Origin of the sequence: Streptomyces sp. TLI_053 (genome assembly GCF_900105395.1) — a bacterium.
Classification (GTDB): Bacteria; Actinomycetota; Actinomycetes; order Streptomycetales; family Streptomycetaceae; genus Kitasatospora.
Window position 1 is genome coordinate 9,414,878 of record NZ_LT629775.1, and the last position, 15,048, is coordinate 9,429,925.

The 15,048-nt window shown below is 71.9% G+C and carries 14 protein-coding genes; 6 read left to right on the forward strand and 8 right to left on the reverse strand.

Features of this window, described 5'->3' with window-relative positions; translation table 11 throughout:
* Positions 1-96: 96 nt before the first annotated feature.
* Complete coding sequence (locus BLU95_RS39085; RefSeq protein ID WP_159425210.1) at positions 97-3,603, reverse strand: hypothetical protein; 3,507 nt, start codon at positions 3,601-3,603, stop codon at positions 97-99.
* A gap of 162 nt (positions 3,604-3,765) precedes the next feature.
* Between BLU95_RS39085 and BLU95_RS42755 the strand changes: the two genes are divergently transcribed.
* From BLU95_RS42755 to BLU95_RS39095, 3 genes are all read left to right on the forward strand, one after another.
* Positions 3,766-3,903, forward strand: coding sequence for a hypothetical protein (locus BLU95_RS42755; protein WP_159425211.1), 138 nt, complete (start codon positions 3,766-3,768; stop codon positions 3,901-3,903).
* A 328-nt stretch (positions 3,904-4,231) separates the two neighbouring features.
* Positions 4,232-6,067 (forward strand): glycoside hydrolase family 18 chitinase, encoded by a 1,836-nt coding sequence (locus BLU95_RS39090; RefSeq protein WP_173862206.1) that lies wholly within the window; start codon positions 4,232-4,234, stop codon positions 6,065-6,067.
* A 577-nt stretch (positions 6,068-6,644) separates the two neighbouring features.
* Entirely contained in the window at positions 6,645-7,004 is a 360-nt protein-coding gene (locus BLU95_RS39095; protein WP_093864203.1) for a beta/gamma crystallin domain-containing protein, read from the forward strand.
* A gap of 147 nt (positions 7,005-7,151) precedes the next feature.
* Here the strand turns inward: BLU95_RS39095 and BLU95_RS39100 are convergent, their stop codons facing one another.
* Entirely contained in the window at positions 7,152-8,048 is an 897-nt protein-coding gene (locus BLU95_RS39100) for an NADP-dependent oxidoreductase (protein ID WP_093864204.1), read from the reverse strand.
* A 70-nt stretch (positions 8,049-8,118) separates the two neighbouring features.
* Here BLU95_RS39100 and BLU95_RS39105 point away from each other — a divergent pair, with 70 nt between their 5' ends.
* Entirely contained in the window at positions 8,119-8,760 is a 642-nt protein-coding gene (locus BLU95_RS39105; RefSeq protein WP_093864205.1) for a TetR/AcrR family transcriptional regulator, read from the forward strand.
* Positions 8,761-9,155: 395 nt separating this feature from the next.
* Positions 9,156-9,692 carry an HAD domain-containing protein gene (locus tag BLU95_RS39110; protein ID WP_093864206.1) on the forward strand — a complete coding sequence of 179 codons (537 nt, stop codon included), beginning with the start codon at positions 9,156-9,158 and terminating at the stop codon, positions 9,690-9,692.
* Between the two features lie 98 nt (positions 9,693-9,790).
* Here the strand turns inward: BLU95_RS39110 and BLU95_RS39115 are convergent, their stop codons facing one another.
* The 5 genes from BLU95_RS39115 to BLU95_RS39135 all read right to left on the reverse strand — a co-directional run bounded on the left by BLU95_RS39115 (position 9,791) and on the right by BLU95_RS39135 (position 12,124).
* Positions 9,791-10,030 (reverse strand): hypothetical protein, encoded by a 240-nt coding sequence (locus BLU95_RS39115; RefSeq protein WP_093864207.1) that lies wholly within the window; start codon positions 10,028-10,030, stop codon positions 9,791-9,793.
* Positions 10,023-10,274, reverse strand: coding sequence for a hypothetical protein (locus BLU95_RS39120; RefSeq protein WP_159425212.1), 252 nt, complete (start codon positions 10,272-10,274; stop codon positions 10,023-10,025). The genes BLU95_RS39115 and BLU95_RS39120 overlap by 8 nt, the downstream gene beginning before the upstream one ends.
* A 205-nt stretch (positions 10,275-10,479) precedes the next feature.
* Positions 10,480-11,328, reverse strand: coding sequence for a helix-turn-helix domain-containing protein (locus BLU95_RS39125; protein WP_093864209.1), 849 nt, complete (start codon positions 11,326-11,328; stop codon positions 10,480-10,482).
* A 9-nt stretch (positions 11,329-11,337) separates the two neighbouring features.
* Entirely contained in the window at positions 11,338-11,850 is a 513-nt protein-coding gene (locus BLU95_RS39130) for a DUF6879 family protein (RefSeq protein ID WP_093864210.1), read from the reverse strand.
* A gap of 1 nt (position 11,851) precedes the next feature.
* Positions 11,852-12,124 carry a hypothetical protein gene (locus BLU95_RS39135; RefSeq protein WP_093865449.1) on the reverse strand — a complete coding sequence of 91 codons (273 nt, stop codon included), beginning with the start codon at positions 12,122-12,124 and terminating at the stop codon, positions 11,852-11,854.
* A 415-nt stretch (positions 12,125-12,539) separates the two neighbouring features.
* Between BLU95_RS39135 and BLU95_RS39140 the strand changes: the two genes are divergently transcribed.
* Positions 12,540-13,841: a serine hydrolase domain-containing protein gene (locus BLU95_RS39140; RefSeq protein WP_107452651.1), complete on the forward strand. Its 1,302-nt coding sequence runs from the start codon at positions 12,540-12,542 to the stop codon at positions 13,839-13,841.
* Positions 13,842-14,153: 312 nt separating this feature from the next.
* Here the strand turns inward: BLU95_RS39140 and BLU95_RS39145 are convergent, their stop codons facing one another.
* Positions 14,154-14,993, reverse strand: coding sequence for a class II fructose-bisphosphate aldolase (locus tag BLU95_RS39145; RefSeq protein WP_093864212.1), 840 nt, complete (start codon positions 14,991-14,993; stop codon positions 14,154-14,156).
* Positions 14,994-15,048: the final 55 nt, after the last annotated feature.

Sequence of the window (15,048 nt, forward strand, 5' to 3'; positions counted from 1 at the left end):
GCTCTCGCGGCCCGCCCGACCCCGAGGTGTCCGGCCGGACGGGGAGAGGTCGGGCGTGCTTCACCGGGCGGCGGGCCTTCGGAGCGCTCGGGTCCGTCACTCCGGTTCGCCGACGGCGCGGCGGAGGTGGTGGTACTGCCACCGGTAGCCCGGTTCCAGGTCGGGGACGGCGGCGCGGACGCACCACAGGACGTCCGAGATCTCCGGGGCGTTCAAGGCGGGGTCCAGGTCGCCGAGCCGGCGGAGCAGCAGCGGATCGGCGGTCAGCAGCAGGTCCAGGGCCGCCTCGTCGTGCTGTTGCCGGCGGTGCAGCAGCCGGACGCGCAGCGCTCCGCAGAGGACGGCGTCGAGGCGGCGGTTCCAACCGGCGGTGTCGATCCGGTCGAGCAGCCCCAGTGCACCGCTGTCGTCGCCGGCTCGATCGAGGCGGCGGGCGAGCACATGGCGCGCGCCGAGGTCGCCGTCGTCGACGGCCTGCCGCAGTTCGTCGTCCGCGCGGTCCGGGCCGGCGAGCGCGTCGTAGTGGGCGGCGAGCGCGGTCCACATGCCCTGGGTCGACTCCTCCCAACCGGACGCGCGCTTGTCCTCCCAGCGCTCGTTGTGGATGAGCTCGCGGCAGACGGGCTCCATCGCCGGCAGCCGATGGAGCGCCATCAGGGCGGCGGTGACCTGTCCGCAGGGCGGTGGAGCGATCTCGCCGTGGCGGCGGACCAGTCCGATGGCCCGTTCGGTGTCCTCGGTGCGCCCGGTGTCGAGGAGCAGCCGGATCAGCCGGTTGACGGGGCGTCGGGGCGCGGTGCCGATGAGCCGGTGGAGCAGCCGCTGTGCCTGGGCGGGACCGTCGGGCCGGTGGAGGAGCGTCTCGGCCAGTACCGGGCCGAGCGACGACTCGCCCGCCTCGAAGGCGTGGTGTGCGACGGCCTCGGCCTCCGGCCACCGACCGAGCCGGACGTGTGCCAGGACGTGGTAGCCGAGTTCGAGCTGGGGCCACGGCACGATCGTCGGGAAGGGCCGGCAGCGGTCCAGCAGTTCGTGCCACCGGCCGGCCCGGCGGAAGTACTCCAGGACCGGCAGGTCGTGGCCGGTGCGTCGGGCTTCCTGCTCTGCCTCGGCCTCGGTGAAGTCGCGGGCGGCCGGCCCCGGATGCAACTCGTGGAACATCGCGGCCAGGTACCGGTCGAGCTGTTCGGTGGGCCGTGGGTCGAGGTGTTCGGGGACATTCCCGAACTCCCGTGCGAGTGCGGGAGAGAAGTCCTCGCCGTCGCTGGGGACCGGTGGCAGCGCGGGCGCGGCGATGCGGCGGGCGATCGCGCGCCGCCGCTCCAGGACGTCGGCGACGCCCGCGGCCCCGTCGGCCAGCGCTTGGTGCAGCAGTGGTTCGAGTTCGTCGCGCCGGCCGTGGGAGGAGAGGAAGAACAGCAGGTGGCTCCAGCCGTACAGGGACCGGCCGTGGTCCCACTCGGCCGCCGACCGAACGAGGCGCTCCCTCTCGGAGACGAACGGGTCCTGGGCGTCGAGCCGGCCCTCGGCATGCTCCGTCGCGGGCCGCCGGTGCGCCGGCTGGGACAGCGAGGCGATCCGTCGGCGCCACCACTGCCACGACGACGAGCCGTTGGGGGAGGTGTTGCGCAGCACGACGGCCGGGAAGGGGAGGGTGAGCCGCTGCCCGCGATCGCTCCAGCGGAGCCGTTTCACGGCCCGTAGCTCGGCATTCAGCGTGTGCCGGGCCGGGCCGTTCGAGTTCCGCTCGAGGAGCAGACGTTCCAGGTCGGTCCAGCGCGCGCACGCCGTCAGGGCCGCGAAGAGGCCGGCCGGCTCGCGGCGGGGCCCGGTGACGTCGGTGTCCGCGATCCAGCGGTCGAGGACCTCGTCGTACCGGCCGCAGTCGACCAGGTACGCGTTCAGGTCGTCCCGCCATCCGCTCGACCGTTCCGCCCGCCGCAGGACGGCCTCCGCCGGGGAAGCCTCACCCCGGTCCAGGTGGAGCCGGCCGAGCCGCCGCGCCGCGTCGGCGGCGACGTCGGCCACCTCGCTGTCCAGTGCCTTGCCCAGGGCGGCCTCCGCGGCGCTGCCGGCGAGCGCGTTCAGGGCCCGCTCGCCCAGGGTGAGCGCCGTCTCGGGGTCGGCCGCGGGGACCAGGGCGTGCCAGACCGCCTCCGGGACGGCCCGGCCGTGCTGGGCCTGGGCGTCGTCGACCAGGTAGTCGAACGCGCTCAGCGCGCGGCGGTCGTCGACGGAGGGGATCAGCAGTCGGCTGTAGCCGCGCCGGCGACGCGTCGACCAGGCGACGGCGGTGTCGAAGGACTCGGCCGTGACGTCGCCACGCAGTTCGGCGGGCACGTACTGGGGCACGAGCCCGCGCAGCAGCTCGACGGGGACCGGGCGGTTCCATCCGGCGCGGACGCAGTCGACGGCGGCGTGGACGAGCGCGGCGCCGACGAACTGACCGTCCGCGTCGCCGGTGTGCGCCGCCAGCAGGTCCCGAAGCTCCGGTCCGGCGGCGAGGAGTTCGGCGAGGCCGAACCGGTTCGTCCCGGGAAGGGCGGTGGCGATGCGCGGGTCACCGTCGAGTCGCCCGGCGCGTCCGAGCTCGGCCGCCGTGAACAGCCGTTCCAGCACCACGGTGCGGGCGCGGCCCAGCAGGTCCTGGACCATCGGGAGGTCGCCCGCGGTGGCGACCGCGCGCTGCTGACCGTCGTGCGGTCCGGCCTCCTCGCCGTCGCCGCGCAGGGCGGCCCGCTCGCTGGACCTGATCGTGGCCAGGAGGACCGGGCGGCCCGGGTGGGCGAGCAGCCGGTCGAAGGCGTGCACGTGCGCGCCGCCCGGGCCGAGGTGCAGTTGGAGGTCGCTGAGCCACACCACGGTGCGGGACAGGTCGAACCGGGGATCGGCGAGCGGCGCGAGGTCCGCGGAGACGACGGGGATCAGCAGCTGCCAGCCCGGCAGGCAGCTCCACATGGCCTCCGCCGCCGCCCGGGACTTGCCGGCCGCGGACGGCCCCTGGAGGAGCACGAGTCCGCCGTGGTCGCGCGCACGGCCGAGCTCCGCGCGCAGCTCGAGGTCGCGGTCGCGCTCGACGTAGCTGGGCAGTTCGGGATCCAGGACCACGTCGCCGCGGTACCCGCGCACGGGCGGTGCGGGGTGGATGCGCAGCAGGGCACGGTCCCGGACCGATCCGACCGACGGCAGGTCGCCGTCGGCCCCGAGGTGCGCGCGACCCCGCAGCAGCAGATGCCGCCGGGCCAGTTCGGCCGCCGACCGGTGGGTGCCGGTGACCTCGCGGCGTGCGGCGGCCTGCCGGTCGGCCTCCGCGGTCCGCGCCCGGTTCTGCTGGTCGGCGGCCTGCGCCCGGGAACGCATCGTCTCCCACGACCGGTCCGGTGCGATGCCGCAGGCCGTCAGGAGCTTGCCCAGGGTGCCGGTCGTCGGAGCCCGTACGCCCCGCAGCACTTCGCCGACCACCGTCTCGCCGAGTCCGGAGGCGGCGGCGAGCCCGGAGTTGGTCGGGAACCCCGCCGCCTCCGCGACCTCGCGCAGCCGCAGCGCCAGCTCGCGCACCGCCGCAGGTGCGGCCGGGTCGACCGCGCGGCGTCGTCGTGGCATCGAGACCCCCGATTCCCCGTGCGGAGAATCCGGTTCCCCGCGTGGACCACCCGTGATTCTCCGCGCATTCCCCGCTCCGTGCCAAGCGGACCGGACGGGGAACGTCCGCGCGGCGAGGCTCCTTTCACGGCCGGACGTTCCTGCCGCGGAAGGGAAGCGAAGATGACCGTCCTCTCCGGACTCGCCCACGACCTGAGTGTGCTCCAGCCCGTGCTCACCCTCCTCCAGATCACCGTCGGCACGGCCAATGTCGTCCTGAGGCTCGTCGCTCTGCGGCGCACGCGGCGCGAGCAGGACTGACCCCCGCTCGGGCGGGCCGGCCCGGGGGCACCCCTCCGCAGGGGCGGGGTGCCCCACCCGGGTGAGTCGTGACCGCCTCCGCGGCCCCGCCCAAGTCGTCCGACGAGGACCCGGCATGACGATTCGTCGGATCCGGGCACGTCATCGGGGCTCCGGTCCGGCGTGCCCGGTTTCGGCAAAGAGAAGGTAAAGGAAAAGTGGTCTGAACCTCTTGACTGGTTGGTCTGGACCTTTCTAGTCTCGCCGGAGCACCCTGCGGCGGACGTCGCGCAGTGTGCGGTCACGGACTCCCCCACCCCTGTCCGCCCCCACGTCGAGGAGCCCCCTCTTGCTGACTCGTTCCGTCCTGCCCACAAAGAGGTTGAGGGCCGCCGCAGCCGGCCTGACCGCGCTCGCCCTGCCGCTGGTCGCCGTCGTCGGCCTGTCCACCCCCGCCCAGGCCGCCGCCGCGGCCACCGCCACCTTCGCGAAGGGCTCCGACTGGGGCTCCGGGTTCGACGGCAAGTGGACGGTGAAGAACACCGGTACCACCACGCTCACGTCCTGGACGATCGAGTGGGACTTCCCCGCCGGCACGAGCGTCGCCTCCGCCTGGGACGCCACGGTCACCAGCACCGGCAACCACTGGACCGCCAAGGACAAGGGCTGGAACGGCACCCTCGCCCCCGGTGCCACCGTGACCTTCGGCTTCAACGGCGCGGGCCCCGGCGCGCCCAGCGGCTGCAAGCTCAACGGCGCCTCCTGCGACGGCACCGACCTGCCCGGCAACCAGGCGCCCTCCGCGCCCGGCACCCCGGTCGGCTCCGACATCACCGACACCTCGCTGAAGGTGTCGTGGACCGCCGCCACCGACGACACCGGCGTCAAGAACTACGACGTCCTGCGCAACGGCACCAAGGTCGCCACGGTGACCGGCCTCACCTACAGCGACAGCAACCTCACCGCGGGCACCAGCTACACCTACACCGTCGTCGCCCGCGACACCGCCGACCTGACCGGCCCCGCCAGTGCTCCCGGCACCGTGCGCACCACCGGCGGCGACATCGTCACCGGCGACCAGGTCAAGCTCGGGTACTTCACCAACTGGGGCGTCTACGGCCGCAACTACCACGTGAAGAACCTGGTCACCTCCGGCTCCGCCGCGAAGATCACCCACATCAACTACGCCTTCGGCAACGTCCAGAACGGCAAGTGCACCATCGGCGACGCCTACGCCGACTACGAGCGCGCCTACACCGCCGACCAGTCCGTCGACGGCGTCGCCGACACCTGGGACCAGCCGCTGCGCGGCAGCTTCAACCAGCTGCGCGAACTCAAGCGCCTCTACCCGCACATCAAGGTGATCTGGTCCTTCGGCGGCTGGACCTGGTCCGGCGGCTTCGGCCAGGCCGTGCAGAACCCGGCCGCGTTCGCCAAGTCCTGCCACGACCTGGTCGAGGACCCGCGCTGGGCCGACGTCTTCGACGGCATCGACCTCGACTGGGAGTACCCGAACGCCTGCGGCCTGACCTGCGACACCAGCGGCGCCGACTCGTTCAAGAAGATGGTCCAGGCGATGCGCACCGAGTTCGGCCGCGACCTGGTCACGGTGGCGGTCTCCGCCGACGCCTCGCAGGGCGGCAACATCGACAAGGCCGACTACGCGGCCGGTGCGCCGTACCTCGACTGGATCAACGTCATGACGTACGACTTCTTCGGCGCCTGGGCGGCGAAGGGCCCGACCGCCCCGCACTCCCCGCTCACCGCCTACGACGGCATCCCGAAGGCCGGCTTCAACTCGGCCGATGCCATCGCCAAGTACCGGTCGATCGGCGTGCCCGCCTCCAAGCTGCTGCTGGGCATCGGCTTCTACGGCCGCGGCTGGACCGGCGTGACCCAGTCCGCCCCGGGCGGCACGGCCACCGGCGCGGCGGCCGGCACCTACGAGACCGGCATCGAGGACTACAAGGTCCTCAAGAACACCTGCCCCGCCACCGGCACGGTCGCCGGCACCGCCTACGCCCACTGCGGTACCAACTGGTGGAGCTACGACACCCCGGCGACCATCACCGCCAAGATGGCCTGGGCCAAGGCGCAGAACCTGCGCGGCGCCTTCTTCTGGGAGTTCAGCGGTGACACCGCCAACGGCGAGCTGGTGAACGCGATCCACACCGGCCTCAAGTAGCAGTCGCCGCACCACCTTTACTGCCGGTACCACTACCGGTCGCAGCGGCCCGCCGTCCCCGGCGGGCCGCTGTCGGCGTTTCGTGTCGCTGTCGGGTTCTCGTGCCGCGGGGGAGTCGGGCCGGAACCGGGCCGGAGCCGCCCGCACGTGGCTCGAGCGTGCGCGGGGGTGGTGAAGGGTAGAACGCGCGCCTGCTGCGCGCCTGTTGGGCGGGTACGGCGTGGCAGGTTCCACTCATCCACCGGCACGGCGGTGCGCCGGCGCACCCCGTCCGGCGGCCCGGCACGCACGTTCGCCCAGGTCGGGGCCGCGATGGGGGCAACGGCCGGTCCCGGTGCGAGCGACGCCGCCCCGCGCCTCCGGGCAGGCGCACTGGTCCCGCCCGCCACTTCCGTCCCGCCCGGCACGGGGAATTCCGGGTGGACATGGCCGACACGGAGTCGGTTCGGCGGAACGGCAATTGACCGTTCCTTTCTCCGGCGGGATGCTGATCGGGCACGATGCAAAACGCGAAGGTTGTTCCGTGCAGTGTCGATTCAGTATTCGATTCAGTATTCGATTCGTGCGAGGAGAATCCATGATCTCGAAGATCTCGAAGGCGAAGAAGCTCATGAGCGCCGCGGCCGCCACGTTCGCCGCCGCGGCCGCTTTCACCGTGGCCGTGCCGAACAACGCGTTCGCCATCGACCACGTCGAGTGCCGGGGAGGCGAGAACTTCCTGAAGATCTGGTCCCACAGCGGGGGCCGGGACAGTGTGGACTGCTACGCGAACGCCGGCCGGACCGACTTCGGGAACTGGTGGGTCGACCGGATCTCCACCGGTAACAACGACCTCATCTACTACGACGCCAATGGCGACTCGGTGAGGATCAACCGGTGGACGGACATCACGTTCCCGAACCGCCCGCCGCAGGTGAAGTCCATCGAGATCCTGTGACGGGCACCGGGCCGAACGCGTAGCCGAACGCGTGGCCCCGCAGTCTGTCCGGCTGTTCGACCGTGAGGGCGGTCGAACGGCCGGACGGGGAAATGTGCCGCGCCCCACGCGCCCGGAGCGCGAGGTGTCGCCACCGGGCCGCCGTGCTCAGCGCACCACGAGGACCCGGCGCCCGCGGGTGTGGCCGGCGCGGCTGTCGATGTGGGCCGACGCCGCTTCGGCGAGCGGGTACGACTTCTCGACGGGGATGTGGAGCTTTCCTCGTGAGATGAGGTCCACGGCCGTGGTGAGTGCCTCCGGCACGCTCCCGGCCGTGCCCGAGAACCGGACGCCGTGATCGGGTGCACCGAGATCGGCGATGGAGACCACCTTCCGTGCGTCGCCCGTGAGTTCGACGAGTTCGGGGACCACGCCCGAGCCGGCCAGGTCGAGGGCGGCGTCGACCCGGCCGAGCCCGCGCACCCGGTCGGGCCAGCCCTCGCCGTAGGTCGTGGCGAGGGCGCCCAGGCTCCGCAGGTAGTCCTGGTTGTGGGCTCCGGCCGTGCCGATGACGCGGATGCCGCGGTCGCGGGCGATCTGCAGGACGGCCGAGCCGACGCCGCCCGCCGCGCCACTGACCAGCAGGGTCTGCCCCGGGCGGACGCCCACCTCGGCCAGGATCCGCAGTGCGGTCTCGACCACCGAGGGGTAGCCGGCGGCCTCCTCGAAGGTGAGGCCTGCGGGCATGGCGGTCCAGGCCGTCAGGACGGCGAACTCGGCGTAGGTGTCGATGCCTTCGCCGAACACGTGGTCCCCGACCTGTGTTCCGCGGACGCCCTCCCCGACCGCGTCGACGACCCCGGCGGCGTCCAGGCCCAGTCCCGAGGGCAGTCGGGTGGGGTGGGCGCCGAGGATCTGGCCTTCGCGGATCCGCCAGTCGACGGGGTTCACGCCTGCGGCGCGGACGGCGATGCGTATCCGGCCGGGCCCCGGGCGGGGCTCGTCGGTGTCGAGGAGGTGCAGGACGTCGGGGCCGCCGAACTCGGCAAAGACCATCTTCTTCATGCGGACGACCGTAGCACTAACCGTTAGTGTTTTGTAGTTGTGAGGATTTTGCACCTGATAGCGTGGATGGATGACCGAGAGCACCGGGTCGACCGGGTTGACCGGGCGCCGCGAACGCAAGAAGGCCGCCACCCGTCAGAAGATCGCCGACACCGCACTGCGGCTGTTCCTCGAACGCGGCTACGACGCGGTGGGAATCCGTGACGTGGCCGCCGAGGCCGACGTCGCCGTCACCACCGTCTTCGCCCACTTCGCCTCGAAGGAGGCCCTGGTCTTCGAACAGGACCAGGACTTCGAGCAGCGACTCGTCCACGCGGTCGCCGGCCGGGCCCCGGACGAGGCGCTCGTTCCCGCGCTCCACCGCGAGATCCGGGCCCTGGTGCACCACTGCACCGCCGACGGCGCCGCACCGGTCTGGCACCTGATCGACACCTCGCCCGACCTGCGGCAGTACGAGGCGACCATGAGGCTGCGCCACGCGGAGTCGCTGGCCGCCGCCATCGCCGCAGGTGACGCCGTCACCGAGGGAACCGGGCCGCGGTACAGCACCACGGCCTGCCGGACGATCGCACGATTCGCGGTCGACGCCTTCACCCTGGCCCGGGAGGCGGCCGATCCGGACGCGGCGCTCGAGGAGATCTTCCGGATGGTCGAGGCCGCCTGGAACGCCGCGGGCGCCGATGGGCACCCCGCCACCCCGGCGGGCGGCTGACCTCCTCCCGCAGGCCTCGTCCCGCAGGCCACCTCCCGCAAGCCCGCCGCGCGTCCGCGACCGGTGTCCGACCGAGGTGGTTTGCGACGGCGGATCGGGGTGACAAGAGGGTGCGGTGGGCGAGTGCGACGTCCGGACGGCGGACATCCCCCCTTCGCCGTCCGGACTCGTCCACCACGCTCAGAGCCCGGTCACCGTGACGACAGCGCACCGGTGGCCGGGCGCCCGCCGGACCCGTTGGACCGGCCGTCCGCCGGGCGGGACCGGGCCCGGCGAAAGACCTTCCGGCGCCGCTGTCACATCCGGCCCGACCGCCCCCTCCTCTACCTCGCCCCCGTCGCAATCACTCTCGGCCTCGGCCTGGCCGCCTGACCGGCGAACGCTATCGTGCGTCCATGGCCGGCTCCGCGCAGCGTCCGCTGCTGTTCCTCGACGTCGACGGACCTCTGATCCCGTTCGGCGCGGCACCCGACACGTATCGGAGCTTCGCGACGGGGCCCGACGAACTCGGTGACGACGCGAATCCGCTCCTCGGCAGGATCGATCCCGCGCACGGACCCCGCCTGTTGGCGCTCCCGTGCGACCTCGTGTGGGCCACGACATGGATGGCCGACGCGAACGACTGCATCGCTCCCCGCATCGGCCTTCCCCGCCTCGCGGTGGTCGTCTGGCCGGAGCCGTCCGCCGTCGACCCGCAGGACGAGTGGCACGGACTGCACTGGAAGACCCGCACCCTTGTCTCCCGGGCCGAGGGGCGCCCGTTCGCCTGGGTCGACGACGAGGTGACCGACACCGATCGGGCGTGGGTCGTCGCCCACCACCCGGGACCCGCCCTGCTCCATCGCGTCGACCCCCGCGTCGGTCTGACCGACGCCGACTACGCGGTCCTCGACTCGTGGCTGCACCGGCAGGTCGGCGGGGACTCCAGTTGAGCACCGATCGGGAACCGGGGGCGGCAGGCCGTCCCACGCCCGCCGCCGGCCCGCCCAGAGGCCGCCGATCCCGAACTCCGGTGCGGCGTAGGGGTTCATCAGCGCAGCCGGGGGTGGTTGGCCTCGCGCACCCGGGCCAGCAGCCGGGCGCGGCGTACCCTGTCCCCGTCCGACAGCGGCTCTTCCGTCCAGTCCTCCGGCGCCAGGACCGGCCGGGGCCCGGACGTCTCCCTCGCGGGCCACGGGTGGGTGGGCCGCCACGCGAGCGGATCCACCGGCCTCACCAACTCCTCGGCGGTGCAGTCCGGGGCCGCCGGGGCCGCGTCCTGGTCACTCACCGGCCACCTCCGACGCCACGCACTCCCCGTCCTCGAGGTGCCGGGCACGGTTGCGCGCGAGCATGCGCCCGATCGTCGGGTTCACGGCCTTCGGGTACTGGGCCTGGGCCCGGTCGAAGAACGCGCACCCCGGACACTGGTCGGCGTCCGGCGGCACGACGTGCGGGCGGGCAGCGATCTCGCGAAGACTCACCGCATGCCCCTGTCCGGACACACGTCCCTGCCGCAGGAACAGGGCGGCCACTCCCGCAGGATGGCGACCCGGTTCGGGACGTGGGGTCGCAGCAGCTCGAACTTTGTGGGGCCGGTCACGGCCTTGTGGTACATGCGCTCGGGGTTGCGTCGCGCCATCGGTCTGTCCTCCTTCGCCGAGGCGGTGGGGGTGCGTGATAGACCGTAGGAGTTTCAGCCAGACGCTCTCCAGGAAGTTGCACACAGTTGCACACCCGTCACCCGAGAGAGTCAATCGCCTCCGTGATCAGCGTACGAGCGGCGGCACCGTGCACGGCGTCGTTGGCCAGTTCCGCGAACCGGCCGACGTACATGGCTACTTCGGAAGGCTGCGTGATCTGGAGGTATCCGGAGACGAGTTCGATGTTGGCCTGTGCCGAGTCGTAGAGCGAGAACGCTTCGACGTGCATCGAGTGGCGCAGGTAGCCCCTCGGAACGATCCCCAGGCTCACGTTCGCCATGGCCGCGACTTCGATGAGGTGAGTGAGTTGGCCGGCGGCTACCTCCGCACCACCGAGACCGTGGTGCAGGCATGCCTCTTCGATGATGAAGGCGAAGGTCTTCCCGTGGTCTCTCAGGATCTCCTGACGCTCCATACGTACCTGCACGGCCTCCTCCACGTCGTCCACGGCAACTCGACGACGTTGGGTGGCCTGGAGTACCGAGCGGGTGTAGTCACGGGTCTGCAGGAGCCCGTGCAGGATGCCCGGTGTGTACGCCCGGAACCGTGTGGTCCGCTCGTACAACGGCAGGACCATCTCCTGGGCGCGCTTGAGTCCACTCCGCTCCATGCGGCGCCACTCGGTGAACATGGTCTCCACCGAGCGAAGGGAAGCCACCAGATCCTCGGCGCGGTCGGCTGCTCCGCAGGCCCGACACCAATCCCTGATGTCCTGCTCGGACGGTGCGGTGATCGCGTTCTCGATGCGGGAGCATTTCGACTTGCTCCAACCGCATGCGAGGGCGAGAGCAGGCCCGGTGAGCCCGGAGTCCTTCCGGATCTCCTTGAGCCGTTCGGCCAGAGCCTTCCGGGCCTGCTGGACGCTCGATGAACGGGAGGTTCGCATCTGGTCCTGCTACTTGAGCACGTAGTCCTTGTGCGGAGTCGCCCTGTGCCACACGGTCTCGAACGCGCTCTTCACGAGCCGAACGACGTCAGGCTCGGCGGTCCACTCCCGGTCCACCACGTCCCCGTCGCCCGAGAAGAAGGTGAACATGATCTTGGAGTCGTCGAACATCCACAGGTCACTCCCAGGAAGGGCGATGTCTGCTGCTGACCGGCGCGGAAGCCAGCGAACCTGCTCGCCGACGGCCACGTTCAGGAATGTCACGTGGTGCTCGTACCGGATGTACTCCGTGACCGGCTCGGAGACGATGCGAGCCCGACGCATGACCACGCCACGGCCAATCGCCTCGCCGGCGAAGTCGGTCCAGTGCTGGAACCACTCCGGCCGTTCGTCCGGGCGATAGCGCAGACCCTCCCGATAGCGCTGGAACTGCGGATCGTTCGGAGTGTAGTTGTCGCGCATCTCCAGGTGCACGGCAGAGAACTTGGCCTCGGCCATGGCCGAGGCAATCGGGTTGGCCACGCTACTCCCTCTTGTCCTCTTGAGCGGCCAGCCGTGCGGCGAGGTCCACGACGAACTTGATCATTTCTTCCGGAAGGCGGATCACGGTCTCGTGGTCGGGCACATCGGTCGAGTGCCCAGGGATCGAACCGACCTCCTTGCAGCGGCTCAAGTCCTCGTCGCTGGCCTTGTAGGACTGGATGAGCAAGTCGCCGTTCTCCGGGTCGCGCCAGATGGTCGGCGAGTCAACCTCTGGCGTGTCGGAGATGATCCCGATGAACTGTAGAGGCTCCATGATGCTCCCTGGGGCTCTGGTTCTGTGCAGTTGCACAACCGGTTGGCTCATCCTGGCGCGTCCGCGACGTGCCTGTCAGGCGTTTCAGTCCTGCCGGACTGCCATTTCGGCCGCGCAGCATCCGGCGAGAGCCCAGGTAGCTGCGCAGACAGAGGCGACGGACAGTGTCCGGGGTGGAGCCTGTGGTCTGCGGTCCGACCCGACAGCAGTGGCGGGAGTGGGAGTGGGATTGTCCGTTCTCCGGGATCTCGTACATGTCCTGCGCCCAAAGCCTGCTGAGCAGCGGGGCAAAATCTGGAACTTCGCAGCCGTCCACAAGTCAGAAGTCGTGCCTCGTGTCTGCCTGACAACGTGTCAATCCCTCACACTTTTCCGAGTGTCGCGGACGCCGTCGGCACGGACATCAGGAGGACTCATGAGGGTGGTGGAGCACCGGGCCAGGGCACGGACGGCGCCGGCCCGGCGTGGCACGGCCCTGCGGGTCCTCGCGCTCGCGCTGGCCGGCGCGGGCGTGGTGGGCGTGACCGCCCCGGCGGCCGGTGCCCTCGGTACCGAGCGGGCCGGGTGGACCGGGGCCGCGTCCGTCGGCGAGGCGCGGCCCGGGACCGACCCGGAGGCGGCCGGTGGCGGTCCGCACCGGGGTGACGTGGACGCCCGGGCCCTGAACGAGGCGTTGGCGGGCGTGGTCGGCATCGGTGGGGCATCCAGCTCCCTCGCCCGGGTGACCGAGAACGGGCGCACCGTGTGGAAGGGCGCGGAGGGCGTGGGTGACTTCCCGACCGGCGCCGCGCCGTCGCCGAACGGCCGGTTCCGGATCGCCAGCGTGACCAAGACCTTCGTGGCGACGGTCGTCCTCCAACTGGTCGGTGAGGGGCGGTTCGGGCTGGACGACAGTGTGGAGAGCCTGTTGCCGGGTGCCGTCCCGGGCGGCGCTTCCGTCACCGTGCGCCAACTGCTCGACCACACCAGCGGGCTGTTCGACTACACCGAGGATCCCGCCGTCGGCCTCGACCACGAGACCTGGCTCCGCGAGGGGCGTTGGCGGAGCTGGACGCCTCGGCAACTCCTCGCGGTGGCCAACAGCCACCCGCCGTACTTCCCGCCCGGCACCGGCTGGCACTACGCGAACACCAACTACCTGCTGGCCGGCCTGATCGTCGCCCGTGTCACCGGCCACGACTGGCGCCGGGAGGTGGAGCACCGGATCATCGACCGGCTGGGGCTGACCGGGACGTCGATGCCGGTCCACGCGACGGCGATCCCCGGTCCGCACGCGCACACCTACCTCGATCTGCCCGGCGGACCGGTGGACGTCTCCGAGATGGAGCCGAGCGAGATGGACGCGGCGGGTGCCGGGATCTCGACCACCGCGGACCTCGCCACCTTCCTCCGGGCCCTGCTCGGTGGGCGGCTGCTCCCCGCTCCGCTGCTCACCGAGATGCTGACGGTCGCCCCGGCCAGCGGCGGTGCCCAGTACGGCCTGGGGATCCACCGGTTGAGCACGCCCTGCGGCGACGTCTGGGGCAACAACGGCACTACTGGCCGCGGGCACAACAGCGCCCTCTACGGGACCCCGGACGGCCGTCGGCTGGTGGCGGTCTCGACCAACGGCTACCGCAGCACCGGCCAGGGCTGGCAGACCTCGCAGAGGCTGCTGGCCACCGCCTTCTGCGGCCGGCAGTCCGCAACCGCGCCGGACGCCGCGTCCACCGACTGAGCACCCACCTCTGCCGCTCGGCCGGACACCGGACCGGCCGAGCGGCAGGGGGGCGGGTGGTCGGGATCCGCTCCTGACGGGCAGCCAGGTGGTCTCGTACGGTGGATCGGTCGACCGGACCGTCCTCCGGTTCGAGCTGCTGGTGGTCGACGATGCGTACGGGGTTGTCGTGGTTCCGCGCGTACGTGTCGGTCGGGTCCGGGAACCGGGCGACCTTCTGGCTCGGTCCACGTCTCCTGGCGGCGGTGATGTGGCGAGAGCCCAGGCCCGGGGTGACCGACCGGGCGTCGGCGCCGCCCCGACCCGCAGGGGTCAGTGGGCGGCGGTGAGGATGCCCAGCAGGCGGGTCACCTCGGTGGCCACGGTGTCGCGGGCCGGGCCGAGGTAGGTGCGCGGGTCGGCGGTGTCGGGGGCCGCCCGCAGGCGGTCGGACACGGTGCGGGTGAAGAGCCGGTTGAGGTGGGTGGAGATGTTGATCTTCGTCATGCCGGCGGCGACGGCCTTGGCGAGGCCGGCGTCGCCGACGCCCGAGGAGCCGTGCAGGACGAGCGGCACGTCGAGAGCGCCGCGCAGTCGGGCTATCAGATCGAGGTCCAGGACGGCGTCACGGGTGCGCATCGCGTGGGAGCTGCCGACGGCCACGGCCAGGGCGTCGACGCCGGTGGCCGCGGTGAACGCGCGCGCCTCGTCGGGGTCGGTGCGGACGCCCGGTGCGTGGGCGCCGTCCTTGCCGCCGATCTCGCCGAGTTCGGCCTCGATCCAGACGCCGGCCCGGTGGCAGTGCTCGGCGATCTGCCGGGTGGCGGACACGTTGGCGTCGTAGTCGAGCCGGGACGCGTCGAACATGACGGAGGTGAAGCCCAGCTCGACGGCCTCGTGGACGAGTTCGGGGGTTTCCGCGTGGTCGAGGTGGACGGCCACCGGCACCGCCGCCGTCCGGGCGAGCGAGAGGGAGGCGAGGGCGATCGGGGCGAGCGCACCGTGGTAGCGGACGGTGTTCTCGCTGATCTGGAGGACGACGGGGCGGCCGGCCCGTTCCGCCCCGGTGACGATGGCCTCGGCGTGTTCGATCTGCACGACGTTGAACGCCCCGACGCCGTGGGCGCCGGTGCGGGCGGGGCCGACGATGTCGCCGGTGGGTGTCAGAGGCATGAGGGTTCTCCGAGGCGGTACGGGCGAGGGCGGTGGGAGCGGTGCCGGTGGTACG

What these genes read in the sequence shown, in the direction of transcription:
- BLU95_RS39085 (WP_159425210.1), bottom strand. Translation starts at nt 3,603, where the DNA reads ATGCCACGACGACGCCGCGCGGTCGACCCGGCCGCACCTGCGGCGGTG.
- BLU95_RS42755 (WP_159425211.1), top strand. Translation starts at nt 3,766, where the DNA reads ATGACCGTCCTCTCCGGACTCGCCCACGACCTGAGTGTGCTCCAGCCC.
- BLU95_RS39095 (WP_093864203.1), top strand. Translation starts at nt 6,645, where the DNA reads ATGATCTCGAAGATCTCGAAGGCGAAGAAGCTCATGAGCGCCGCGGCC.
- BLU95_RS39100 (WP_093864204.1), bottom strand. Translation starts at nt 8,048, where the DNA reads ATGAAGAAGATGGTCTTTGCCGAGTTCGGCGGCCCCGACGTCCTGCAC.
- BLU95_RS39105 (WP_093864205.1), top strand. Translation starts at nt 8,119, where the DNA reads ATGACCGAGAGCACCGGGTCGACCGGGTTGACCGGGCGCCGCGAACGC.
- BLU95_RS39110 (WP_093864206.1), top strand. Translation starts at nt 9,156, where the DNA reads ATGGCCGGCTCCGCGCAGCGTCCGCTGCTGTTCCTCGACGTCGACGGA.
- BLU95_RS39125 (WP_093864209.1), bottom strand. Translation starts at nt 11,328, where the DNA reads ATGCGAACCTCCCGTTCATCGAGCGTCCAGCAGGCCCGGAAGGCTCTG.
- BLU95_RS39135 (WP_093865449.1), bottom strand. Translation starts at nt 12,124, where the DNA reads ATGGAGCCTCTACAGTTCATCGGGATCATCTCCGACACGCCAGAGGTT.
- BLU95_RS39140 (WP_107452651.1), top strand. Translation starts at nt 12,540, where the DNA reads ATGAGGGTGGTGGAGCACCGGGCCAGGGCACGGACGGCGCCGGCCCGG.
- BLU95_RS39145 (WP_093864212.1), bottom strand. Translation starts at nt 14,993, where the DNA reads ATGCCTCTGACACCCACCGGCGACATCGTCGGCCCCGCCCGCACCGGC.